The 20,745-nt window shown below is 65.3% G+C and carries 18 protein-coding genes; 9 read left to right on the forward strand and 9 right to left on the reverse strand.

Features of this window, described 5'->3' with window-relative positions:
- The first annotated feature begins 31 nt into the window (after positions 1 to 31).
- Complete coding sequence (locus ACEN98_RS20215; protein WP_413386731.1) at positions 32 to 2,104, forward strand: M13 family metallopeptidase; 2,073 nt, start codon at positions 32 to 34, stop codon at positions 2,102 to 2,104.
- 101 nt (positions 2,105 to 2,205) lie between these two features.
- Here the strand turns inward: ACEN98_RS20215 and ACEN98_RS20220 are convergent, their stop codons facing one another.
- Together ACEN98_RS20220 and ACEN98_RS20225 are read right to left on the reverse strand one after the other, a co-directional pair.
- On the reverse strand, positions 2,206 to 2,718 hold the full coding sequence (locus ACEN98_RS20220; RefSeq protein WP_413386733.1) for a hemerythrin domain-containing protein: 513 nt from the start codon (positions 2,716 to 2,718) through the stop codon (positions 2,206 to 2,208).
- 173 nt (positions 2,719 to 2,891) lie between these two features.
- Entirely contained in the window at positions 2,892 to 3,434 is a 543-nt protein-coding gene (locus ACEN98_RS20225; RefSeq protein ID WP_413339763.1) for an SRPBCC family protein, read from the reverse strand.
- Positions 3,435 to 3,647: 213 nt separating this feature from the next.
- Between ACEN98_RS20225 and ACEN98_RS20230 the strand changes: the two genes are divergently transcribed.
- A complete protein-coding gene (locus tag ACEN98_RS20230) occupies positions 3,648 to 5,966 on the forward strand; it encodes a UvrD-helicase domain-containing protein (RefSeq protein ID WP_413386735.1) in 2,319 nt (772 codons plus the stop codon).
- Positions 5,967 to 6,127: 161 nt separating this feature from the next.
- On the opposite strand, the gene ACEN98_RS20235 is transcribed toward ACEN98_RS20230, so the two are convergent.
- The 3 genes from ACEN98_RS20235 to ACEN98_RS20245 are packed head-to-tail and all read right to left on the reverse strand — an operon-like array spanning position 6,128 to position 8,346.
- Complete coding sequence (locus tag ACEN98_RS20235) at positions 6,128 to 6,895, reverse strand: BPSS1780 family membrane protein (RefSeq protein ID WP_413386737.1); 768 nt, start codon at positions 6,893 to 6,895, stop codon at positions 6,128 to 6,130.
- Positions 6,892 to 7,851, reverse strand: coding sequence for a homoserine kinase (locus tag ACEN98_RS20240; RefSeq protein WP_413386739.1), 960 nt, complete (start codon positions 7,849 to 7,851; stop codon positions 6,892 to 6,894). The genes ACEN98_RS20235 and ACEN98_RS20240 overlap by 4 nt, the downstream gene beginning before the upstream one ends.
- A 51-nt stretch (positions 7,852 to 7,902) precedes the next feature.
- Positions 7,903 to 8,346: a DUF2782 domain-containing protein gene (locus ACEN98_RS20245; RefSeq protein WP_413386741.1), complete on the reverse strand. Its 444-nt coding sequence runs from the start codon at positions 8,344 to 8,346 to the stop codon at positions 7,903 to 7,905.
- A 174-nt stretch (positions 8,347 to 8,520) separates the two neighbouring features.
- Between ACEN98_RS20245 and polA the strand changes: the two genes are divergently transcribed.
- The gene (gene polA / locus ACEN98_RS20250; RefSeq protein ID WP_413386743.1) at positions 8,521 to 11,283 is read left to right on the forward strand and encodes a DNA polymerase I; all 2,763 of its coding nucleotides are present in this window, start codon (positions 8,521 to 8,523) and stop codon (positions 11,281 to 11,283) included.
- A 74-nt stretch (positions 11,284 to 11,357) separates the two neighbouring features.
- Here polA and ACEN98_RS20255 read toward each other — a convergent pair whose 3' ends face one another.
- Positions 11,358 to 12,134: an alpha/beta fold hydrolase gene (locus ACEN98_RS20255; protein ID WP_413386745.1), complete on the reverse strand. Its 777-nt coding sequence runs from the start codon at positions 12,132 to 12,134 to the stop codon at positions 11,358 to 11,360.
- A 143-nt stretch (positions 12,135 to 12,277) separates the two neighbouring features.
- Between ACEN98_RS20255 and ACEN98_RS20260 the strand changes: the two genes are divergently transcribed.
- The 3 genes from ACEN98_RS20260 to ACEN98_RS20270 all read left to right on the forward strand — a co-directional run bounded on the left by ACEN98_RS20260 (position 12,278) and on the right by ACEN98_RS20270 (position 14,169).
- On the forward strand, positions 12,278 to 13,084 hold the full coding sequence (locus tag ACEN98_RS20260; RefSeq protein WP_413386747.1) for a dienelactone hydrolase family protein: 807 nt from the start codon (positions 12,278 to 12,280) through the stop codon (positions 13,082 to 13,084).
- Positions 13,085 to 13,243: 159 nt separating this feature from the next.
- Positions 13,244 to 13,945, forward strand: a complete 702-nt coding sequence (locus ACEN98_RS20265) for a ZIP family metal transporter (protein ID WP_229411932.1) — start codon at positions 13,244 to 13,246, stop codon at positions 13,943 to 13,945.
- An 80-nt stretch (positions 13,946 to 14,025) separates the two neighbouring features.
- Positions 14,026 to 14,169, forward strand: coding sequence for a hypothetical protein (locus ACEN98_RS20270; RefSeq protein ID WP_156403652.1), 144 nt, complete (start codon positions 14,026 to 14,028; stop codon positions 14,167 to 14,169).
- Between the two features lie 117 nt (positions 14,170 to 14,286).
- Here ACEN98_RS20270 and ACEN98_RS20275 read toward each other — a convergent pair whose 3' ends face one another.
- Genes ACEN98_RS20275 through ACEN98_RS20285 form a run of 3 tightly spaced genes read right to left on the reverse strand, consistent with a single transcriptional unit; the run spans position 14,287 to position 17,200 of the window.
- Complete coding sequence (locus tag ACEN98_RS20275; RefSeq protein WP_413386749.1) at positions 14,287 to 15,150, reverse strand: sulfurtransferase; 864 nt, start codon at positions 15,148 to 15,150, stop codon at positions 14,287 to 14,289.
- Between the two features lie 9 nt (positions 15,151 to 15,159).
- Positions 15,160 to 16,071: a DMT family transporter gene (locus tag ACEN98_RS20280; RefSeq protein WP_413386751.1), complete on the reverse strand. Its 912-nt coding sequence runs from the start codon at positions 16,069 to 16,071 to the stop codon at positions 15,160 to 15,162.
- Positions 16,072 to 16,084: 13 nt separating this feature from the next.
- A complete protein-coding gene (locus tag ACEN98_RS20285; RefSeq protein ID WP_413386753.1) occupies positions 16,085 to 17,200 on the reverse strand; it encodes an aromatic ring-hydroxylating oxygenase subunit alpha in 1,116 nt (371 codons plus the stop codon).
- 468 nt (positions 17,201 to 17,668) lie between these two features.
- On the opposite strand from ACEN98_RS20285, the gene ACEN98_RS20290 reads away from it, so the two are divergent.
- The 3 genes from ACEN98_RS20290 to dxs are packed head-to-tail and all read left to right on the forward strand — an operon-like array spanning position 17,669 to position 20,721.
- Positions 17,669 to 17,959: an exodeoxyribonuclease VII small subunit gene (locus ACEN98_RS20290; RefSeq protein WP_413386755.1), complete on the forward strand. Its 291-nt coding sequence runs from the start codon at positions 17,669 to 17,671 to the stop codon at positions 17,957 to 17,959.
- Positions 17,956 to 18,852 carry a polyprenyl synthetase family protein gene (locus ACEN98_RS20295; protein ID WP_413386757.1) on the forward strand — a complete coding sequence of 299 codons (897 nt, stop codon included), beginning with the start codon at positions 17,956 to 17,958 and terminating at the stop codon, positions 18,850 to 18,852. Before ACEN98_RS20290 ends, ACEN98_RS20295 begins: the two co-directional genes overlap by 4 nt.
- Positions 18,853 to 20,721, forward strand: coding sequence for a 1-deoxy-D-xylulose-5-phosphate synthase (gene dxs, locus ACEN98_RS20300; RefSeq protein WP_413386759.1), 1,869 nt, complete (start codon positions 18,853 to 18,855; stop codon positions 20,719 to 20,721). It abuts the gene before it with no gap.
- Positions 20,722 to 20,745: the final 24 nt, after the last annotated feature.

Consider the following 20,745-nt stretch of genomic DNA (forward strand, 5'->3'; position numbering starts at 1 on the left):
GCATGAGGGGTCATTCTTACCAGGAATATTCATGCGCTTGTCCCTTCGTCTTGCCGTCTGTGCCGTCCTGGCCGGATGCGCCTCCATCGCCACCGCCCAGACGCCGGCCGAGCGTCCCGCCACGTCGTTCCCGTACACGCCGGGCCTGGACGTGAACTCGATGGACCGCAGCGCCGACCCATGCGTCGATTTTTACCAGTACGCGTGCGGCGGCTGGATCAGGAACAATCCGATCCCCGCCGACCAGGCGCGCTGGTCCGTGTACGGCAAGCTGGCGCTGGACAACCGCCGCTACCTGTGGGGCATCCTCGAAGACCTCGCGCAGCGCCAGGATGGCCGTAACGCGAACCAGCAAAAGATCGGCGATTACTTCGGCGCCTGCATGGACGAGAAGGCGATCGAAGCGCGCGGCGCCGCGCCGCTGACGCCGTATTTCGACGAGATCGCGACCATCCAGTCGAACCGCGACCTGCCGCGCGTGCTCGCGCGCCTGCAACTGGCGCTCGCGGATCCGGGCCTGTTCTTCGGTTTCTCGTCGAGCCAGGATTTCGCGGACTCCTCGCGCGTGATCGCGTTCGCCGTCGCGGGCGGCCTGGGCCTGCCGGACCGCGACTCTTACCTCAAGACCGACGCCAAGTCGAAGGAAATCCGCGCCAAATATGTCGCGCACATCGCGAACACGTTCAAGCTGCTGGGCGATACGCCCGCGGCGGCGCAACGCAACGCGGCGCGCGTGATGCGGATGGAGACGACGCTGGCGAAGGCATCGCTGTCGGCCGTCGACAAGCGCGACCCGCATAAACTGTTCCACAAGGTCGACGCACAAGGCCTGCAGGCGTTGACGCCGGGCTTCGACTGGCACGCCTACCTCGACGAGCTGGGCGAGGGCAGCCTGGGCACGTTCAACGTCACCGAACCCGCGTTCTTCAAGGCGCTCGGCAAGATGTGGAAGACGAACGGCGCGGACGCCACCCGCACCTACCTGCGCTGGCACGTGGCGCGCAACATGTCGCCGGTGCTGGCGTCGAACTTCGACAACGAGCACTTCGATTTCTTCAGCAGGACGCTGCGCGGCGTGCAGCAGCAGCAACCGCGCTGGAAGCGCTGCGTGGCGCTCGTCGACCACCAGCTGGGCGAGGCGCTGGGCCAGGAATTCGTCGGCCGCGCATTCGCGCCCGAGCTGAAGGACAAGGCGCTGCACATGACGCGCCAGATCGAAGACGCGATGAAGAAGGACATCGACGAACTCGACTGGATGAGCGCGGAGACGAAACGGCAGGCGCAGAATAAACTGGCCGCGATCGTCAACAAGATCGGCTACCCGGACAAGTGGCGCGACTACAGCGCCTACGTCGTGAAGGCGGGCGATTTCGCCGGCAACGTCGAGCGCGGCAACCGGTTCGAGGCACGGCGCCAGCTGGCCAAGATCGGCAAGCCGCTCGACCGTTCGGAGTGGGGCATGACGCCGCCGACGGTGAACGCGTACTTCGATCCGCAGATGAACGACATCAACTTCCCGGCCGGCGTGCTGCAGCCGCCGCTGTTCGATCCGAAGATGGACGACGCACCGAACTACGGCAACACGGGCGGCACCATCGGCCATGAACTGACGCACGCCTTCGACGACGAAGGCCGCCAGTTCGACGCCGACGGCAACCTGAAGGATTGGTGGACGAAGAAGGATGCCAAGGCGTTCGAGGAGCGCGCCCAGTGCATCGTCGACCAGTACGCGCAGTACACGGTCGTCGACGACATCAAGATCAACAGCAAGCTCACGCTGGGCGAGGATGTCGCCGACCTGGGCGGGCTGATCCTCGGCTGGATGGCGTGGCAAACGGAGATGGCGGCGATGCCGCAGAAGGCGCAACCGCAGCCGTTGCGCGACGGCCTCACGCCGGAGCAGCGTTTCTTTGTCGGCTACGCGCAATGGGCTTGCGAAAACAATCGTCCGGAAAACCTGCGCGTGAGCGCGATGACGGACCCGCACTCGCCGGGACGTTACCGCGTCAACGGGCTGATGGTCAATATGCCGCAGTTCCAGCAGGCGTTCCAGTGCAAGGCGGGGCAGCCGATGGTGAAGGAAAAGCGCTGCAGGGTTTGGTAAATATTGTTGGCTTAAGCACGTCGTCCCCGCGCAGGCGGGGACCCAAGTACTGAGCGGGCTTGCACATAAATTAGGCCCCCGCCTTCGCGGGGGCGACGACGCTAGCGCCGCGAGGCCTGATCGCTCAGCTGCGCCTGCATATGCACGAGATTGGCCTCGAAGGCCTGCATCTCCAGCCCGATCGACGTCAGGTCGAGCGCGGCCTGCTTGAGTTCGGGGAACAGCTGTTCTTCTTCCTGGCGGATATGGCTCAGGACGGCATCGATGAGTTCGCGTACCAGCGGCTCGGTGCGGGCTTCGTCCAGCGACATGCCTTGCAGCGTGGCCAGCAGGTCGTCGACGGCGAGGTGGTCTTCCTCGAAGCGGGCGATCAGGTTCGGGTCCACCCGGCGCACGCCGGGATAGAACACGCCTTCCTCGAGGCGCGAGTGCATGTGGATCGCCTGGATCAGCTGGGTCGCCGCCTGCTTCCGGACGTCGGCGCTTTGCGTGTTCCGGTACGCGTCGGCGAGCTTGCGTACCAGGTCGTGGTCGCGCAGCAGGGCCTGAACGGGATTGTCGACGGGGAACGCGTCCTGCGTCCTCGACCGTACGGGGTCGTCTGTCGTTGCCATGGGTTTCTCCTCAACGGTTGCCCGGCATATTCCGATATGCCGTCAGGGTTTCATCCTACTCCCCGGTCGCCCATGTACCGTGTTAGGTAACGCACCGTCGGTCGTGTCCGCAACGTCCGCCTGCCAAAAAAAAAGCGCCGCCCGGCGGGCGGCGCTCATGAGAGGCGTCGTGCTCAGTGCTGCGCGATGCTGCCGCGCCATGCGCCCGTTTCCTTGCCGCGCTTCTCGAGCAGGTCCTTGAACTTCTGCAGGTTGCCGCGGGCTTCCAGGCGGACGGCGCCGAGGGCGTCGCCGATCTTCTCGATCGGACCTTCCGGCTCATAATCCATCTGCAGGGTGATGCGTGTGGCGTCGTCGGACAGCTTGTGGAAGGTCACCACGCCGCCGTTCGGCACGCCGCTCGTGCTGCGCCAGGCGATGCGCTTGTCCGGGATCTGTTCCGTGATCTCGGCATCCCATTCCTTTTCCTCGCCGGCCACGTTGGCCTTCCAGTGCAGCCGCTTGTCGTCCAGCTGGCGGATCTCGTGGACGCTGCCCATGAACTGCGGGAAGTCCTCGAACTGGGTCCACTGGTTGTAGGCGGTACGCACGGGGACGTTGACCTCGATGGTTTCGATGATCGACGAGCCCATGCCCGATTTATTGCCTTTGAGTTTTTTGGACAGCATCATGCCGCCGACGGCCAGCGCGGCGACCGTCACTACACGGTTCAGCATTTGTTACCTCCTTATGCCATAGCGTTCGCTTGCGTTACACAAAACCGGTCCATGCCCGCATCCGGAGCTGGACCGCATCTGTCGTCAAAAGTACGTCAAAAGTGATGAACACGGCGCTCGCGAGCCTTGCGGAAACAGTGACACTGTATATATCATCAGTAAAAATCCTGCCGCGGCGATGCCGAGGGCGTCCCGACGTTTTATAATGTCCGCATGAATCTCCTCGACAATCTGAACCCCGAACAACTGGCGGCCGTTACGCTGCCGTCCCAGAGCGCCCTCATTCTCGCGGGCGCCGGGTCCGGCAAGACGCGGGTGTTGACCACCCGCATCGCCTGGCTGATCCAGACCGGGCAGGTGTCCCCGGCCGGCATCATGGCCGTGACCTTCACGAACAAGGCCGCCAAGGAGATGCTCACGCGCCTCTCGGCGATGCTGCCGGTGAATACGCGCGGCATGTGGATCGGCACGTTCCACGGCCTGTGCAACCGCCTGCTGCGCACGCACCACCGCGACGCCGCGCTGCCGCAGACGTTCCAGATCCTCGATTCGCAAGACCAGCTGTCGATGATCAAGCGCATGCTGAAGGCGCTGAACGTGGACGACGAGAAGTACCCGGCCAAGGACCTGATGTACTTCATCAACAACGCCAAGGACCGGGGCCAGCGCGCGCACGAGGTCGAGGCATACGACCACGTGCAGAAGCGCATGGCCGAGCTGTACGACTTGTACGACCAGCAATGCCAGCGCGAAGGCGTCGTCGACTTCGCCGAGCTGCTGCTGCGCGCTTATGAGCTGCTGCAGCGCAATCACCCGCTGCGCCAGCATTACCAGATGCGCTTCCGCCACATCCTCGTCGACGAGTTCCAGGATACCAACGACCTGCAATACAACCTGTTGAAGCTGCTGGCGGGCCACGGCGAGCAGCGCGGCGGCGCCCTGTTCGCCGTCGGCGACGACGACCAGAGCATCTACGCGTTCCGCGGTGCGAACGTGGGCAACATGCAGGCGTTCGAACGCGACTTCGAGGTGAAGAACCTGATCAAGCTGGAGCAGAACTACCGCTCGCACGGCAATATCCTCGACAGCGCCAACCACCTCATCTCGAACAACGCGAAACGCCTCGGCAAGAACCTGCGCACGGACGCGGGGCTGGGCGAGCCGGTGCGCATCTACGAAGCGTCGTCCGACCTGGAAGAGGCGCAGTGGATCATCGACGAAGCCAAGAGCCTGATGGCCGAAGGCGTGTCGAAAAGCGAGATCGCCGTGCTGTACCGCTCCAACGCGCAGAGCCGCGTGATCGAGCACGCGCTGTTCGCGGCCGGCCTCCCGTACACCGTGTACGGCGGCCTGCGCTACTTCCAGCGTGCCGAGGTCAAGCACGCCATCGCCTACCTGCAGTTGATGGACAACCCGCACAACGACTCGGCATTCCTGCGCGTCGTGAACTTCCCCACGCGCGGCATCGGCGCCCGCTCGATCGAGCAGCTGCAGATGGCGGCGGAGTCGTACCGCGTGTCGCTGTACGCGGCGGTCCCGTACATGACGGGCAAGGCCGGCACGGCGCTCGGCAACTTCGTGAAGCTGATCGAGAGCGCGCGCTTCGAGACCCAGCAATTGCCGCTGCCGGAAATGGTGCGCGTCGTGCTCGAGCGTAGTACCTTGCTCGCGCACTATGGCAACGAGAAAGAGGGCCAGGAACGCATCGAGAACTTGCAGCAGATGGTCGGTGCGGCCACGCAGTTCGTGCAGGAAGAAGGCTTCGGCACGCATGCGCCTGCCCACCTCGGCCCGCAGGCGGTCGCGGCGAGCGGCACGGCGATCGTCGACGGCGACGGCGTCGAGGTACTCGATGGCGATGCGCCGCTGGCGGCGGTGATGTCGCCGCTGTCCGCCTTCCTCGCGCACGCGTCGCTGGAAGCCGGTGATGCCCAGGCGCAGGCCGGCCAGGAAGCGATCCAGCTGATGACCGTGCACTCGGCGAAGGGGTTGGAATTCGACGCCGTGTTCATCACGGGCCTGGAAGAGGGCCTGTTCCCGCACGAGAGCAGCGCGCGCGAGATGGATGGCGTGGACGAGGAACGCCGCCTGATGTACGTGGCGATCACGCGCGCGCGCCGGCGCCTGTACATGAGCTTTACGCAGCAGCGCATGCTGCACGGCCAGACGCGCTTCAACATGAAGTCGCGCTTCTTCGACGAGCTGCCGGAGCACGCGCTGAAATGGCTGACGCCGCGCGTGCAGACGAACTGGTTCGCGGGCCGCAAGTCGACGACGGCGTGGGACGATGCCGAGTTCCGCGAAGGCGGCAGCGACAATCATATCGCCAGGCAGATCGCGCAAAAGTCGGCCGGCGGCAACGGCACCGGCTGGCGCATCGGCGAATCGGTCAGCCACGCGCGCTTCGGCGAGGGCGTGATCGTCAACATCGAAGGCGGCGGCAGCAACGCGCGCGCGCAGATCAATTTTGGCGCGGCGGGGATGAAGGTGCTCGACCTGTCGGTGGCCAAGCTGGAACGGATCGGCCGATAACCGGTCGTTGGGTGGGGTTATCGATGCCGGGGGCATCGATCACGTGCCCACGCGGACGTATGCGGCGTGCAAACGTCCGCGTGGGCGGAGGCCGCCCACCCTACGGCTACCTGATCGCCATTTTAGCCGTAGGGTGGGCTCCCCGAGCCCACGCGAACGTATCACGCAGGCTGCGGTGCCTTTTCCATCGGCTTGCCGAAAATGGTGCGGTAGCCGGCATACATCGCGCACTGCAGCAGCAGCATGAACAGGAAGATCAGCCACATCAGCACGACGCGGCCCAGCGCCGCGTCGCCGAATACCAGCGCGGCGACGATGCACACGCCGAAGAAGATGCCGAACCACGCCGCCAGCAGCACGAGGAACGGGCGCGCCGTGCGGATGACGGCGAAGAAGCTGTAGAACGTGGCCTTGCCCGGTCCCATGTGCTTCCAGTAGGTGAGCGGGGCGGCGAAGCACAGCGTCACCAGCACGGCCACGTCCAGCAAAAAGACGCCGAACAGGGCCAGCATGTGCGACGTCTGCACGTTCGGCGGCGTCTTGGCGTCCGGCCGCGGCATCATCTGCATGATCACCTCGGGCGGAATCGCCAGCCGGGTGATCACCATCATCAGCAGCGACACGGCCAGGTAGACGAGCCCCAGCTTGCACAGCGCGGCCAGCGCCGGCTGGCGGAAGCCCGTCAGCAGCACGGCCGGCGTGACCCGGTCGCCGTTCTCGATCATCAGGCACGCCTGCATGAACGCCATCGTGAACGACGGAATCAATACGACCGCAAGTACCGAACCCAGGATCGGCACGGCCGACAGGCCGATGCTGAACAGGATATTGGCGAAGAGAAGCGTCGTCAGGGCGGCAGGCTGTTTGCGGAACAGGCCCATGCCTTGTTTCAGCCACTCCCATCCGGTACGTGCGGGTAAATCGTTCATGCTGTGAGGTCGGGGGCGCCTAGCGCGATGCGCTCGCGCAGGACGCGTTCGAAGTGGGTCGGATCGTGCGGCGTGAGCATCTCGGCTTCGCGCGGACGGTGATAATCATACAGGCGCGACAGCCAGAAACGCAGCGCCGCTGCGCGCAGCATCGGCAGCCATGCCGCGTGGTCGGCCGCCGTGAATGGACGGACCGCGTGGTAGGCGCGCGTCAGCGCCACGACGCGTGCCTCGTCGAGGCGGCCGGTGTCCAGGTCGATGCACCAGTCGTTGACGGTGACGGCAAGGTCGAACAGCCAAGTGTCCCAGCCGGCAAAATAAAAGTCGAAGCAGCCGGACAGGCGTTCGCCGACGAACATCACGTTGTTGCGGAACAGGTCGGCATGGACGGGGCCGCGCTCGAGCTCGGCATACGTCGAGCCAGCCGCGAAGTCGCGCTGGAATGCGAGTTCGGATTGCAACAGCGCGGCCGTCTCCGCGTCGAGGAACGGCAGGACCTTCGGCACCGTCTCGACCCACCAGTCCAGCCCGCGCAGGTTCGGCTGGCGCAGCGCAAAGTCGCGGCCGGCCAGGTGCATCTTCGCGAGGATCGTGCCCACTTCGGCGCAGTGGACGGGCTGCGGATCCATCTGCGAGCTACCGTCGAGCTTGCTGACGATGGCGGCCGGCTTGCCGTGCAATGCCACGACGAGCTCGCCGGCGTCGTTCGCCACCGGCGCCGGCACGGGAATGCCGCGCTCGGCCAGGTGGCGCATCAGCTGCACGTAGAAGGGCAGTTGCTCGAAGCTCAGGTTTTCGAAGATGGTGAGGACGTACTCGCCGCGTTCCGTCGTCAGGAAGAAATTACTGTTTTCGATACCGCTCGCGATGCCCTTGAGCGCGAGCGCTTTGCCAAGAGGAAATTGCTTGATCCACTGGGAGAGGTCATCCAGCGTGACCGGGGTGAAGACTGCCATTGTGTAAGTAGGAAAAGTCGCGGGTGCGGTCGCCGCGGGCGACCGGGCTGGTTACTTCTTCTCTGGCTCGGCGGTAGCCGGCATGGGAGGAGGAGGCGGCGCGTCGGCCGTCGTCGGGGCGTTGGTACCGGATTCGCTCGTGGCTTTCCGCTTGCCCGACAGGTCGAATTCACCCACCTTCCACTGCGGCGCGCGGATCGAATTGGTCTGCGCGTTGCCGGGCTGGGTGTTCGGTTTCATGTAGTAATGGCTGCCACCGGGCGTGGTGACTTCGACTTCGGTGACCTGGCCGCCGTCGCGCGTTTCCTTGATCTGGGTGCCGCGCTTCGGCGGAATCGTGGTCGCGGGGACGTCGCTGCCCGGCTCGATACGCTCGAGTTTCGGCGGTGCCGGGCTCGGGGTCGGCTGCGTGGTCTGCTGCTGGGCCACGGCCAATCCTGCCTGGCAAGTCAGGAACAGCGCGAAAGTGGCGAGGTGGATAGGGGTACGCGGCATGATGATCACCTTTGTCGTTTAGTTCATTGTAACAAACGGCGCCACTTCTCTGTGAAAAGTGTGGCTTCGTCCCCATCTGGATGACATCGCCTGCCCAGCTTTTCTCCATTCCCGATTCTGCGATAATGGCGCACGTTTTGCCGTGCCGCCGCGGCCCACTTTTTACTCTGCCCTATGGACAACACCCTGCTTCTCGTCGACGGTTCCAGCTATCTCTACCGCGCTTTCCACGCACTGCCCGACCTGCGCAGCCCGGACGGCTACCCGACCGGCGCGATGCACGGCATGGTCAACATGCTGCGCCGCCTGCGCGCGGACTTCCCGGCCGCGTACATCGCCTGCGTGTTCGACGCGAAGGGCAAGACCTTCCGCGACGACCTGTATCCCGAATACAAGGCGACGCGCGCCTCGATGCCGGAAGACCTGGCCAGGCAGATCGAGCCGATCCACGAAGTCGTGCGCCACATGGGCTGGCCGATCCTGATGGTGGAGGGCGTCGAAGCGGACGACGTCATCGGCACGCTCGCGGCGCAGGCGACGGCACGCGGCCTGAACACCGTCGTCTCGACGGGCGACAAGGACCTCGCCCAGCTCGTCAACGACAAGGTCATGCTGATCAACACGATGAGCAACGAAAAGCTCGACGAAGCGGGCGTGCTGGCCAAGTTCGGCGTGCCGCCGAACCGCATCATCGACTACCTGACCCTCATCGGCGACACCGTCGACAACGTCCCCGGCGTCACCAAGTGCGGCCCGAAGACGGCCCTCAAGTGGCTGACCCTGCACGGCTCGCTGGACGGCGTCATCGAGAACGCGGCGTCGATCACGGGCGCCGTCGGCGAGAACCTGCGCGCCGCGCTGGACTGGCTGCCGAAAGGCCGCGAACTGATCACCGTGAAGACGGACTGCGACCTGGCGGGTCACGTGGTGTCGATCGAAGAGACCCTCATCGGCCGTCCCGAGGACAAGGACGCGCTGCGTGACTTCTTCCAGCGCTACGGTTTCAAAACGATGCTGCGCGAGATCGGCCCCGGCAACGCGGGCAAGTACGGCATGCCCGGCGCGTCCGGTGCGCCGGCGCTGAATTCGCCGGAAGGCGCGGCGGGTACCCAACCGGGCATGCCGATCATCAAAGGCGAGTACGAGACGGTGACCACGCAGGAGCAGTTCGAGCGCTGGCTGGCGCTGATCGATAAAGCCGAGCTGACGTCGGTCGACACGGAGACGACGTCGCTCGACCCGATGACGGCCGAGATGGTCGGCATCTCGCTGTCGGTGGAGGCGGGCAAGGGTGCGTACATCCCCCTCGCGCACCGCTACGCCGGCGTGCCGGAGCAGCTGAACCGCGAAGAGGTCCTCGAGCGCATGAAGCCGTGGCTGGAAAATCCGGACAAGCCGAAGCTGGGCCAGAACCTCAAGTACGACAGCCACATCTTCGAAAACCACGGGGTGAAACTGCGCGGCATCGTGCACGACACCCTGCTGCAGTCGTACGTGTTCGAATCGCACAAGCCGCACGACATGGACACGATGGCGCTGCGCCACCTGGGCTACACGACGATTCCCTTCGTCGACGTGTGCGGCAAGGGCGTGAACCAGATCTGCTTCGACCAGGTGGAGCTGGGCCGCGCGACGGAGTACGCGGCCGAGGACTCCGACATCACCCTGCGCCTGCACCACGCGATGATCGGCCACGTGGAAAGCGACAAGGGCCTGGACTATATCTACCGCAGCATCGAGCTGCCGACGTCCGTCGTGCTGCAGAAGATCGAGCGCAATGGCGTGCTGGTCGACGCGGACAAGCTGGCGGCGCAGTCGAACGAGCTGGCGGCGCGCATCATGGAACTGGAGCAGCAGGCCTACGAACTGGCCGGCGGCCCGTTCAACCTCGGCTCGCCCAAGCAGATCGGCGAGATCTTCTTCGGCAAGCTGCAGCTGCCCGTCATCAAGAAGACGGCGACCGGCGCGCCGTCCACCGACGAAGAAGTGCTGCAAAAGCTGGCGGAAGACTATCCGCTGCCAAAGATCCTGCTGGAGCACCGCGGCCTCTCCAAGCTGAAGTCGACGTACACCGACAAGCTGCCGAAGATGGTGAACCCGAAGACGGGCCGCGTGCACACGAACTACGCGCAGGCCGTCGCCATCACGGGCCGCCTCGCGTCGAACGATCCGAACCTGCAGAACATCCCCGTGCGCACGAGCGAAGGCCGGCGCATCCGCGAAGCGTTCGTGGCGCCGGCGGGCAGCGTGATCGTGTCGGCCGACTATTCGCAGATCGAGCTGCGCATCATGGCCCACATCTCGGAAGACGAGGCGATGCTGCGCGCGTTCGCGGCCGGCGAGGACATCCACCGCGCCACCGCCGCCGAGATCTTCGGCCTGCCGCCGGAAGAAGTGCAGGGCGAGCAGCGGCGCTACGCGAAGGTCATCAACTTCGGCCTCATCTACGGCATGAGCGCGTTCGGCCTCGCGCAGAACCTGGGCATCGAACGGGGCGCCGCGAGCAACTACATCGAGCGCTACTTCCAGCGCTTCGCTGGTGTCAAGCGCTACATGGACGAGACCCGCCTGCTCGCGAAGGAGCGGGGCTATGTGGAAACGGTGTTCGGCCGCCGCCTGTGGCTCCCGGAGATCAACTCGCCGAACGGCCCGCGCCGCGCCGGCGCCGAACGCGCCGCGATCAATGCGCCGATGCAGGGCACCGCCGCGGACCTGATCAAGCTGGCGATGATCGCCGTGCAGGACTGGATCGAGAAAGACGCCCTGCGCACCCGCATGGTGATGCAGGTGCACGACGAACTGGTGCTGGAAGTGCCGCAGGAGGAGCTGGAACTCGTCAAGCGCAAGCTGCCGGAACTGATGGGCGGCGTGGCCACTCTGAAGGTGCCGCTGGTGGCCGAAACCGGTGTTGGAACGAACTGGGAAGAGGCCCACTAGTAGGGTGGGCACCCCGTGCCCACGCGTGACGCTGGCATATCGCCAGTGTTCGCGTGGGCGGAGGGCCGCCCACCCTACGCGTCCAAAAATTCCTCGGCCAGTTGGGCGACCGCCGTCGTCGCCAGCAGGTTGTAGTGCGTCGTCCCCGGCACGATGGCCAGCCGGGCGGCGGCGCGCAATGACCCATCCAGCCCCGCGTCGCGCTGCCCGCCGCCGAGCGCCTTGTAGAACCCGGCGATGTGTTCCAGCGTGATCGCATCCGCATCCGCGAACACCAGCATCGTCCGCGCCTGGATGTCACTCACCTGCGGCATCCAGTCGTAGTCGCGGCTCTGCAATTCTCCCATCTTGCGGAAAGCCGTTTCCCAGTTCACGGCCGGATACAGCTTGCCCAGCGGCGACTGCGCAACGTGCGCGCCGATCTGCGCGGCCTGCGTGTCCATGTGGTCGAAGGCCGTGCGCACTTCCGGATAAAAACCGTCGCGGCTGGCTGCCGCCGACACGACGATCAGCCGGTCGACGACGTCGGGATGCCGGATCGCCGTCTGCAGCGCGACGCCGCCGCCGAACGAATACCCCAGCAGATCGGCCTTGCCCAGGCCGAGTTCCAGGATCACGCCCGCGACGTCGTCCGCCAGCGTTTCGAAACGCAGCGGGCGGTCCACGTCCGGCGTGTGGCCGTGGCCTTGCAGGTGGATGGCGATCACGCGGCGGCCCTCGGCCAGCGCGGCGATGTTCGGGCCGAACGCTTCGCTGGCCATGATCCCGCCGTGCAGCAACACGAGCGGCTTGCCGCTGCCGCGTTCTTCCACGTGGATCTGCATGCCGTTGACGGTGATGGAAGTATTCATGGTGGTTCTCGCAAGTGGGTGAGTGCCATGCAGAATACTCAGCCATATTATGTTGTCAAACATATCTGGAAGCGTGGCGTCACACGGGGTTTTTTCCTCGCTGCTAAGATAGCAAGCCTTTCAAGACCCAACGAAGGAAGGCGATGAACGACAACGCAAGCGGCTTCGCGGCGGCCGCCCAACCCATCGCGGCGCAGTCCGTGATCCACACCGAGTCCGACGGCCTGGCCGTCGGCACCATTCGCCTGGCCGTCGGCGGCCAGGCAGTGCCCGTCTATGTCGCCCGTCCGGCGGGGCAGGACAAGCTCCCGGTGATGATCGTCGTGTCCGAGATCTTCGGCCTGCACGAACACATCGTCGACGTCGCGCGCCGCTTTGCCAAACAAGGCTATCTCGCGCTGGCCCCCGACTTCTTCATCCGCCAGGGCGATCCGTCCACGCTCCCCGACATGGCCACGATCCTGGCAAAAATCATCCGCAAGGTGACGGACGCCCAGGTGATGGGCGACATCGACGCCTGCGTCGCGTGGGCCGGCGAGAACGGCGGCGATATCGACCGGCTCGGCGTCAACGGCTTTTGCTGGGGTGGGCGCATCACGTGGCTGTACGCGGCGCACAACCCGCGCGTGACGGCAGCCGTGGCGTGGTACGGCAAGCTGGTGGCCGATCCGAATCCGCCGGGCCAGCCGAAGCACCCGATCCACGTCGCGTCCACGCTCACCGTGCCCGTGCTCGGCCTGTACGGCGCGAAGGACACGGGCATCCCGGTCGCCACGGTCGAACGGATGACGGCCGCGCTGGGTGAGGGGACCAGCGATTCCGCGATCGTCGTCTACCCGGACGCGGGCCACGCCTTCTACGCCGACTATCGCCCGAGCTACAACGCGAAGGATGCCCGCGACGGCTTCGCGCGCGCGCTGGCCTGGTTCCGCGAACACGGCGTCGGCTGACGGCGGCACGCCCGTCGGGTTACAATCAACGGTTTGCGCCCGGGGCGTGTGCGTCCGCACGCCCCCAGAAAAAGAAGAGGCTTCCAGATCGACCCGATTCTCATCTCCATCCTGCTGGCCACCGGCCTGGCGGGCGTGGTCAGCATCACGGCCGCCGCGGTGTTTTCCTTTACGCTGCTGTCGAAGGTCGTCGAACGCATGGTCAGCCTGTCGGTCGGCATCATGCTGTCGACGTCGCTGCTGCATGCGTTGCCGGAAGCGTTCGAGTCGAAGGCCGACACGCATGCGCTGTTCGCCACCCTGCTGGGCGGCCTGCTCGCGTTCTTCCTGCTGGAGAAGGTGGCGCTGCTGCGCCATTCGCACCACCACGAGGGCGATGGGCACCATCACGCGCATGGCCACGACGCGCGCCAGGCCGGCCGCGCGGGCTGGATGATCCTGATCGGCGACGGCATGCACAACTTCACGGACGGCATCCTGATCGCGGCCGCCTTCCTCGCCAATCCGCAACTGGGCATCGTCACGGGCGTGGCCATCATCGCCCACGAGATCCCGCAGGAGATCGGCGACTTCATCGTGCTGCTGAACGCCGGCTTCTCGCGCGTGCGCGCCTACGTGTTCAACCTGTTGTGCAGCCTGCTGGCCGTGCTGGGCGGGATACTCGGGTATGCGACGCTGGACCGCGCCAGCGACCTGATTCCCTACGTGCTGGTGTTCGCGTCGTCCGGCTTCATCTACATTGCCGTGAGCGACCTGATGCCGCAGATGCAGCGCCGGGCCACCGTGCGCGAATCCATTCCGCAGGTCCTGCTGATCGGCCTGGGCGTCGTCATCGTGCTGGTCCTGACGCACGGCCATTAAGATACTAAACGCTGCGCCCTGCGGTTGACAGGGCGATTCCTTGCGACCTATGCTGGGCCGTTAGCTGAACGGAGGCCGGTATGGCGAAGCTCTTGAGTGAATGGATTGCAGCATTGCGCGACAAGCCGTCGCGCTTCGCCTACGTGGTCGTGGCCCTCGTGCTGTCGGTCGTGTTGTTCACGCTGGCGGACTTTTTGCCCGCCCCGTACGACTTCAGTCATTAATTGACGCGGCCCATGAACGTCGCCCCTGCGAAGGCAGGGGCCCGATTTTGCAAGCGCTGCCACTACGCGTGAAACTTGGGTTCCCGCCTTCGCGGGAACGACGGCTTAGCTGAACATTCAGGCCGTCTCCGTCGCCACCGCCCGCCGCGGATCCGCCGTCCACTCGCTCCACGATCCCGGATACAGCGCCGCACCCGGCATCCCGGCCACTTCCAGCGCCAGCAGGTTGTGGCACGCGGTCACGCCGGAACCGCATTGCATGATGGCGTCCTGCGGATCGCCCACCGCCACTTTCAATTCCGCTTTCAGCTGATCCGGCGCCTTGAAGCGGCCGTCCGCCTGCAGGTTGTCCTTGAAGAAGCGGTTCTTCGCGCCCGGGATGTGGCCGCCGACCGGGTCGATCGTTTCGTTCTCGCCGCGGAAGCGGTCGGGCGCGCGCGCGTCGACGATCGTCTTGCCGCCGTGTTCCACGTTGTGCAGGATCGCGTTCACGTCGACCGTCGTCACGAGGGCCGGACGGGAAGCGATGCTGCCGCGGGCGCGCGCGACCGGCGCGTCGGTGACGACGGGCTGGCCCGCCGCCTGCCAGGCGGGCAGGCCCCCATCCAGCACGGCGACGGCGCCATGGCCGACCCAGCGCAGCATCCACCACAGGCGCGCGGCGTACATGCCGCCGTGCGCGTCGTACGCGACGACCTGCGTGTCGTCGTCCACGCCCCAGCCCCGCAGCAGCTCGATGAACGCGTCCTGTTCCGGCAGCGGATGGCGGCCACGGAAATTGCCGGCGGCGTCGCGCCTGGCGCCCGACAGTTGCGTTTCCATGTCGGCGAAGACGGCGCCCGGGATGTGGCCGGCCGCATAGGCGTCCCGGCCGGCGGCGAGGTTCATCAAGTCGTGGCGGCAGTCGACGACGACCCACTTCGAGTCGTTCATGTGTGCGGCCAGTGCGGCGGGTTCGATCAGGGTCGTGAAGCTGGACATGGCACTCCTTTATTCGCTGGCGATGGGATCGGTTTCCTTGACGACGGCGCCGCGCGCCGTGCGCGTCGTATTGTAGAACGTCGCGGCGATTCCCGAGACGAGGATCACGCCCATGCCCAGCCAGACATGCCAGTCGAACACGTCGCCCCACAGCATCATGCCCCACAGGCTGGAAAAGACGATGCCCGTGTACTGCAGGTTGGCGACGACGAGCACCTTGCCGATGCGGTAGGCGCGCGTCATCGCGATCTGGGCGCCCAGGCCGCTGGCGGCGATCGCCAGCAGCAGGCCCATGCCGTGCCACGATTGCGGGCGGAACGTATTCATGCCGTTGCCGAGCAGCGAGCCGACGAGGCCCGCCAGGCCCATCGTGACGGAAAAATAGAACACGACGCGGTATTCCGGCTCGCCCATCTGGCCGAGGCGGCGCACCTGCATATAGGCCATCGCGGCGATCACGGACGAGCCGATGGCGACGAGGCCGCCGACCCATTCATGCGTCTCGACGGCCGGCCGCAGCACGAGCGTCACGCCGACGAAGCTCATGGCGATGGCGAGGGCCAGCGGCCATTCGGGCAAGCCCTTGCCGCGCCACCAGCCGGTGACGAACATGTAGGCGGCAAGCCAGATCGGCGCCATGTAGTTGAGGGTGACGGCGGTGGCCAGCGGCAGCTTGGCGATCGCGTAGAACCACATCCACAGCGAGACCACGCCGACGACGCTGCGCCACAGGTGTTCTTTCGGGAAGGCGGTCCTGAACGAACCGCCCTGCAGGCGGATCATCGGGAACAGCAGCAGGGCGCCGATGAGACCCCGGTACATCACGATTTCCGAGGTCGAGTAGAGCGAGGAAGCCAGCTTCACTGCCGCGCCCATGGCGGCGAACAGGAAGCTGGCGAACAACATCCAGAGTGGGGCCATCAGCGACTAACCATCACATCCCCGGAGGAATATTGTCGATCTTGCTGCGATACCACTCGTGGAAGTGCTGCATGCCGTCTTCCATCGGCGACTGGTACGGGCCCGCCTCGGTCACCCCGCGCTCCATCAGCGCCTTGCGGCCGGCGTCCATGCGCAGGGCGATCTCGTCGTCCTCGACGCACGTCTCCATGTAGGCGGCGCGTTCCGCGTCCACGAAGCCGCGCTCGAACAGCACGAATTCTTCCGGGTAGTAGAACTCGACGACGTTGCGCGTCTTCTGCGGACCCAGCGGCCACAGGGTCGACACGACCAGCACGTTCGGATACCACTCGACCATGATGTTCGGATACAGGGTCAGCCAGATCGCGCCGTATTTCGGTGCCTGGCCGTTGTTGAACTTCAAGACCTGTTCCTGCCATGCCTTGTAGGCCGGCGAGCCGGACTTCTGCAGGCCGCGATGCACGCCCACGGTCTGGACGCTGTAGTCCGGACCGAATTCCCAGCGCAGGTCGTCGCAGCTGACGAAGTTGCCCAGGCCAGGGTGGAACGGCTCGACGTGGTAATCCTCCAGGTAGACCTCGATGAAGGTCTTCCAGTTGTAGTCGCAGTCGTGCACCTCGACGTGGTCGAACATGTAGCCCGAGAAATCCAGGTCCTTCGTCACGGACATGTGCTTCAGCTTGTCCATCACGTCGTAGCCGTTCTGTTCGAACAGCAGGCCGTTCCAGTTCTGCAGCGGCGTCCTGGACAGGTTCAGGCAGGGCGTGTCCGCGAAATGCGGTGCGCCGATCAGCTCGCCCTTGAGGTCATAGGTCCAGCGGTGCAACGGGCAGACGATGTTCTTGGCGTTCCCCCGGCCATTGAACATCAGCGCCTGGCGGTGGCGGCAGACGTTCGACATCAACTCGATGCCCTGTGCGTTGCGCACCAGCATGCGACCCTCGTTCTCCGATTTCAGGGTCGCGAAATCGCCCTTCTCGGGAACCATCAACTCGTGCCCGACGTAGCGGGGCCCCTTGAGAAACAATTGCTGCAATTCACGCTGCAACAGCGCGTCGTCGAAGTAGACATTTACCGGAAGCTGGGCGAGCGAACGCGCCAGCTTGGCGTGGGTAGCCAGATCGGACATCCCAACCCCCCTTTACAGAATTTCAGCCAAAGAAGAGAAAGAATCCGAGAACCAGTATTTTTAGGGGAGCATCGAGATTTCCAGGGCGAGCAGCAACGTGGTCGAGCGGGCGCGCTCGAGGCGTCGCATCCCGACCAACAGTGCTGCCGCAAATTCGGAGTTCTCGCTCCTTTAAAGAGCGGAATACGGTATTTCGGAGACAGAACCGGAGATTATAGCCTGTAAACGCCCCTCCAGTCCCGGGCCGGCTCGTGGTTGTGGTACGTGGGTGTTCAAAAATTGCCTAAACGGCATCGTTTTCATGAATCCCGGGGCGCTTTGCGATAAAATGTATCCTTGCTTGCAAGTTGGCGGCGACAGGCGCACCGTTCATGTCGAAACAGGATTGTTTAGAATAAGCGATTAGACTGGCATGCCGCGCACGGGTTGCGTATGGTGTCGCCCAGCCCCGAATCGATCAAACTCATTATGCCAAATAAAACAAACGCGGAGAGCGCCGCACCACCGGCCGCCGCGATGAGCGCAGCGGCGCCCGCACCTCCGGAGTCCTTCGAGCAGGCGATGGCCGAACTGGCCCAACTCGTGACGCAAATGGAAAGTGGGCAATTGCCCCTGGAAGCCTCGGTCGCTGCCTATGCACGCGGGTCCGAGCTCGTGCGCTATTGCGCGGCCCAGCTGGAAAAAGTCGAATCCCAGGTGAAGGTCCTGGAAGGCGAGATGCTCAAGCCGTTCAGCGCCGACGGCGAGGACGACGTATGAGCGCGCCGCCGGATTTCCAGGCCTGGGTGAAGGCCGTGCAGGCCGACGCGGAGTCTGCCCTCGACCGCTTCCTGCCGGCTGAGAGCCAGGTGCCGGCCAAGCTGCACGAAGCGATGCGCTACACGGCGCTGGGCGGCGGCAAGCGCGTGCGTCCGCTGCTCGTGCATGCGAGCGGCGCGCTGTTCGGCGCGGATGCGGATGCGCTCGCGCGCGCCGCCAGCGCCGTCGAGATGATCCACGTGTATTCCCTCGTGCACGACGACATGCCGTGCATGGACGACGACGCCCTGCGCCGCGGCAAGCCGACGGTGCACGTGGCGTACGACGAAGCGACGGCGCTGCTCGTGGGCGACGCGCTGCAGGCGCAGGCCTTCGAGGTGCTGGCCGGCACGACGACCGTCCCGGCCGCGCGCACCGTCACGATGCTGCGCCTGCTGGCCGAAGCGGCCGGCAGCAAGGGCATGTGCGGCGGCCAGGCGATCGACCTGGACAGCGTCGGCCTCAGCCTCACGCTCGAGCAGCTGGAACGCATGCACCAGCTCAAGACGGGCGCCATGCTGCGCGTGTCCGTGCTGCTGGGCGCGCTGGCCGGCCGCGACCTCGCATCGCACGAGCAGGAAGCCTTGGGCGCGTACTCGCGCGCCATCGGCCTCGCGTTCCAGGTCGTGGACGATATCCTCGACGCGACCGCCGACTCGGCCACGCTGGGCAAGACGGCCGGCAAGGACGCCGCCGACAACAAGCCGACCTATGTGTCGATCCTTGGGCTGGCGCCGTCGAAGGCGCTGGCCGAACAATTGCGGCAGCAGGCGCACGACGCGCTCGCGCCGTTCGGAGAACAAGCACTGCGGCTGCGCGAGATCGCGGACCTGATCGTGCAGCGGAAGGCATAAATGAAACTGCTAGATACCATCAACGACCCGGCCGACCTGCGCAAGCTGCCGCGCACCCAGCTCACGCCGCTGGCCCATGAACTGCGCCAGTTCCTGCTCGATTCCGTGTCGAAGACGGGCGGCCATCTGTCGTCCAACCTCGGCACCGTCGAGCTGACGATCGCGCTGCACTACGTGTTCAACACGCCGGAAGACCGCATCGTGTGGGACGTCGGCCACCAGACCTATTCGCACAAGATCCTCACGGGCCGGCGCGAGCGCATGCCGAGCCTGCGCCAGCTGAACGGCCTGTCCGGCTTCCCCAAGCGCGACGAAAGCGAGTACGACACGTTCGGCACCGCGCACTCGTCGACGTCGATCTCGGCGGCCCTGGGCATGGCGACGGCCGCGAAGATCAAGGGTGAGAAACGCAAGGCCATCGCCGTCATCGGCGACGGCTCCATGACCGCCGGCATGGCGTTCGAGGCGCTGAACAACGCGGGCGTCGAGGACGACGTCGACCTGCTCGTCGTCCTGAACGACAACGACATGTCGATCTCGCCGCCGGTCGGCGCATTGAACCGCTACCTGGCGCGCCTGATGTCGGGCCAGTTCTACGCGGCCGCGAAAAACGTCGGCAAGACGATGCTGCCCGCGCCGATGCTGGAACTGGCGAAGAAGCTGGAAGAACACGCGAAGGGCATGGTCGTCCCGGCCACGATGTTCGAGGAATTCGGTTTCAATTACATCGGCCCGATCGACGGCCATGACCTCGATTCGCTGATCCCGACGCTGGAAAACATCAAGAAGCTCAAGGGCCCGCAATTCCTGCACGTCGTGACGAAGAAGGGGCAGGGCTACAAGCTGGCCGAAGCCGAGCCGATCCTGTACCACGGCACGGGTAAATTCAATCCGAGCGAAGGCATCAAGCCCGCCAAGGCGACCAGGATCACGTACACCGAGGTGTTCGGCAACTGGCTGTGCGACATGGCGCATGTCGACAAGCGCCTGGTCGGCATCACGCCGGCGATGCGCGAAGGCTCGGGCATGGTCCGCTTCAACCAGGAATATCCGGACCGCTACTTCGACGTCGGCATCGCCGAGCAGCATTCGGTGACGTTCGCGGGCGGCCTGGCAACGGAAGGCATGAAGCCCGTCGTCGCGATCTACTCGACGTTCCTGCAGCGCGCCTACGACCAGCTGATTCACGACGTGGCGCTGCAGAACCTGGACGTGACGTTCGCGCTGGACCGCGCGGGCCTCGTCGGCGCCGACGGCGCCACGCACGCCGGCAACTACGACATCGCCTACCTGCGCTGCATCCCGAACATGGTCGTGATGGCGCCGTCGGACGAGAACGAGTGCCGCAAGATGCTGACGACGGCCTACCGTTTCGACGGCCCGGCCGCCGTGCGTTATCCGCGCGGTGCGGGTATCGGCGCGGCCATCGAGCCGGCGCTGGACGTCATCGAGATCGGCAAGGGCGTCGTGCGGCGCGAAGGCAAGGGCGTCGCGATCCTGGCCTTCGGTTCGATGGTGGCGCCGAGCATCAAAGCGGCCGACGGCCTGAACGCGACCGTCGCCGACATGCGCTTCGTGAAGCCGCTGGACGTGGAACTGGTGAAGCAGCTGGCGCAGAACCACGACTACCTGGTGACGGTGGAAGAGGGCTGCACGATGGGCGGCGCCGGTTCCGCCGTGGCCGAGGCGCTGGCGGAGGCGGGCATCGCCAAGCCGCTGCTGATCCTGGGCCTGCCCGACCGTTTCATCGACCACGGCGACCCGGCGCTGCTGCTGGCGTCCGTCGGCCTGGATGCGCACGGCATAGCCTTGTCGATCCGCGAACGCTTCAGCATCGGCGAACCGCGCCTGGTGGTCAACAACACCTGACCCTGCGCAGTTTGCCCCTCTGAA

Origin of the sequence: Massilia sp. CT11-137 (genome assembly GCF_047302885.1) — a bacterium.
GTDB lineage: Bacteria > Pseudomonadota > Gammaproteobacteria > Burkholderiales > Burkholderiaceae_D > Telluria > Telluria orientalis.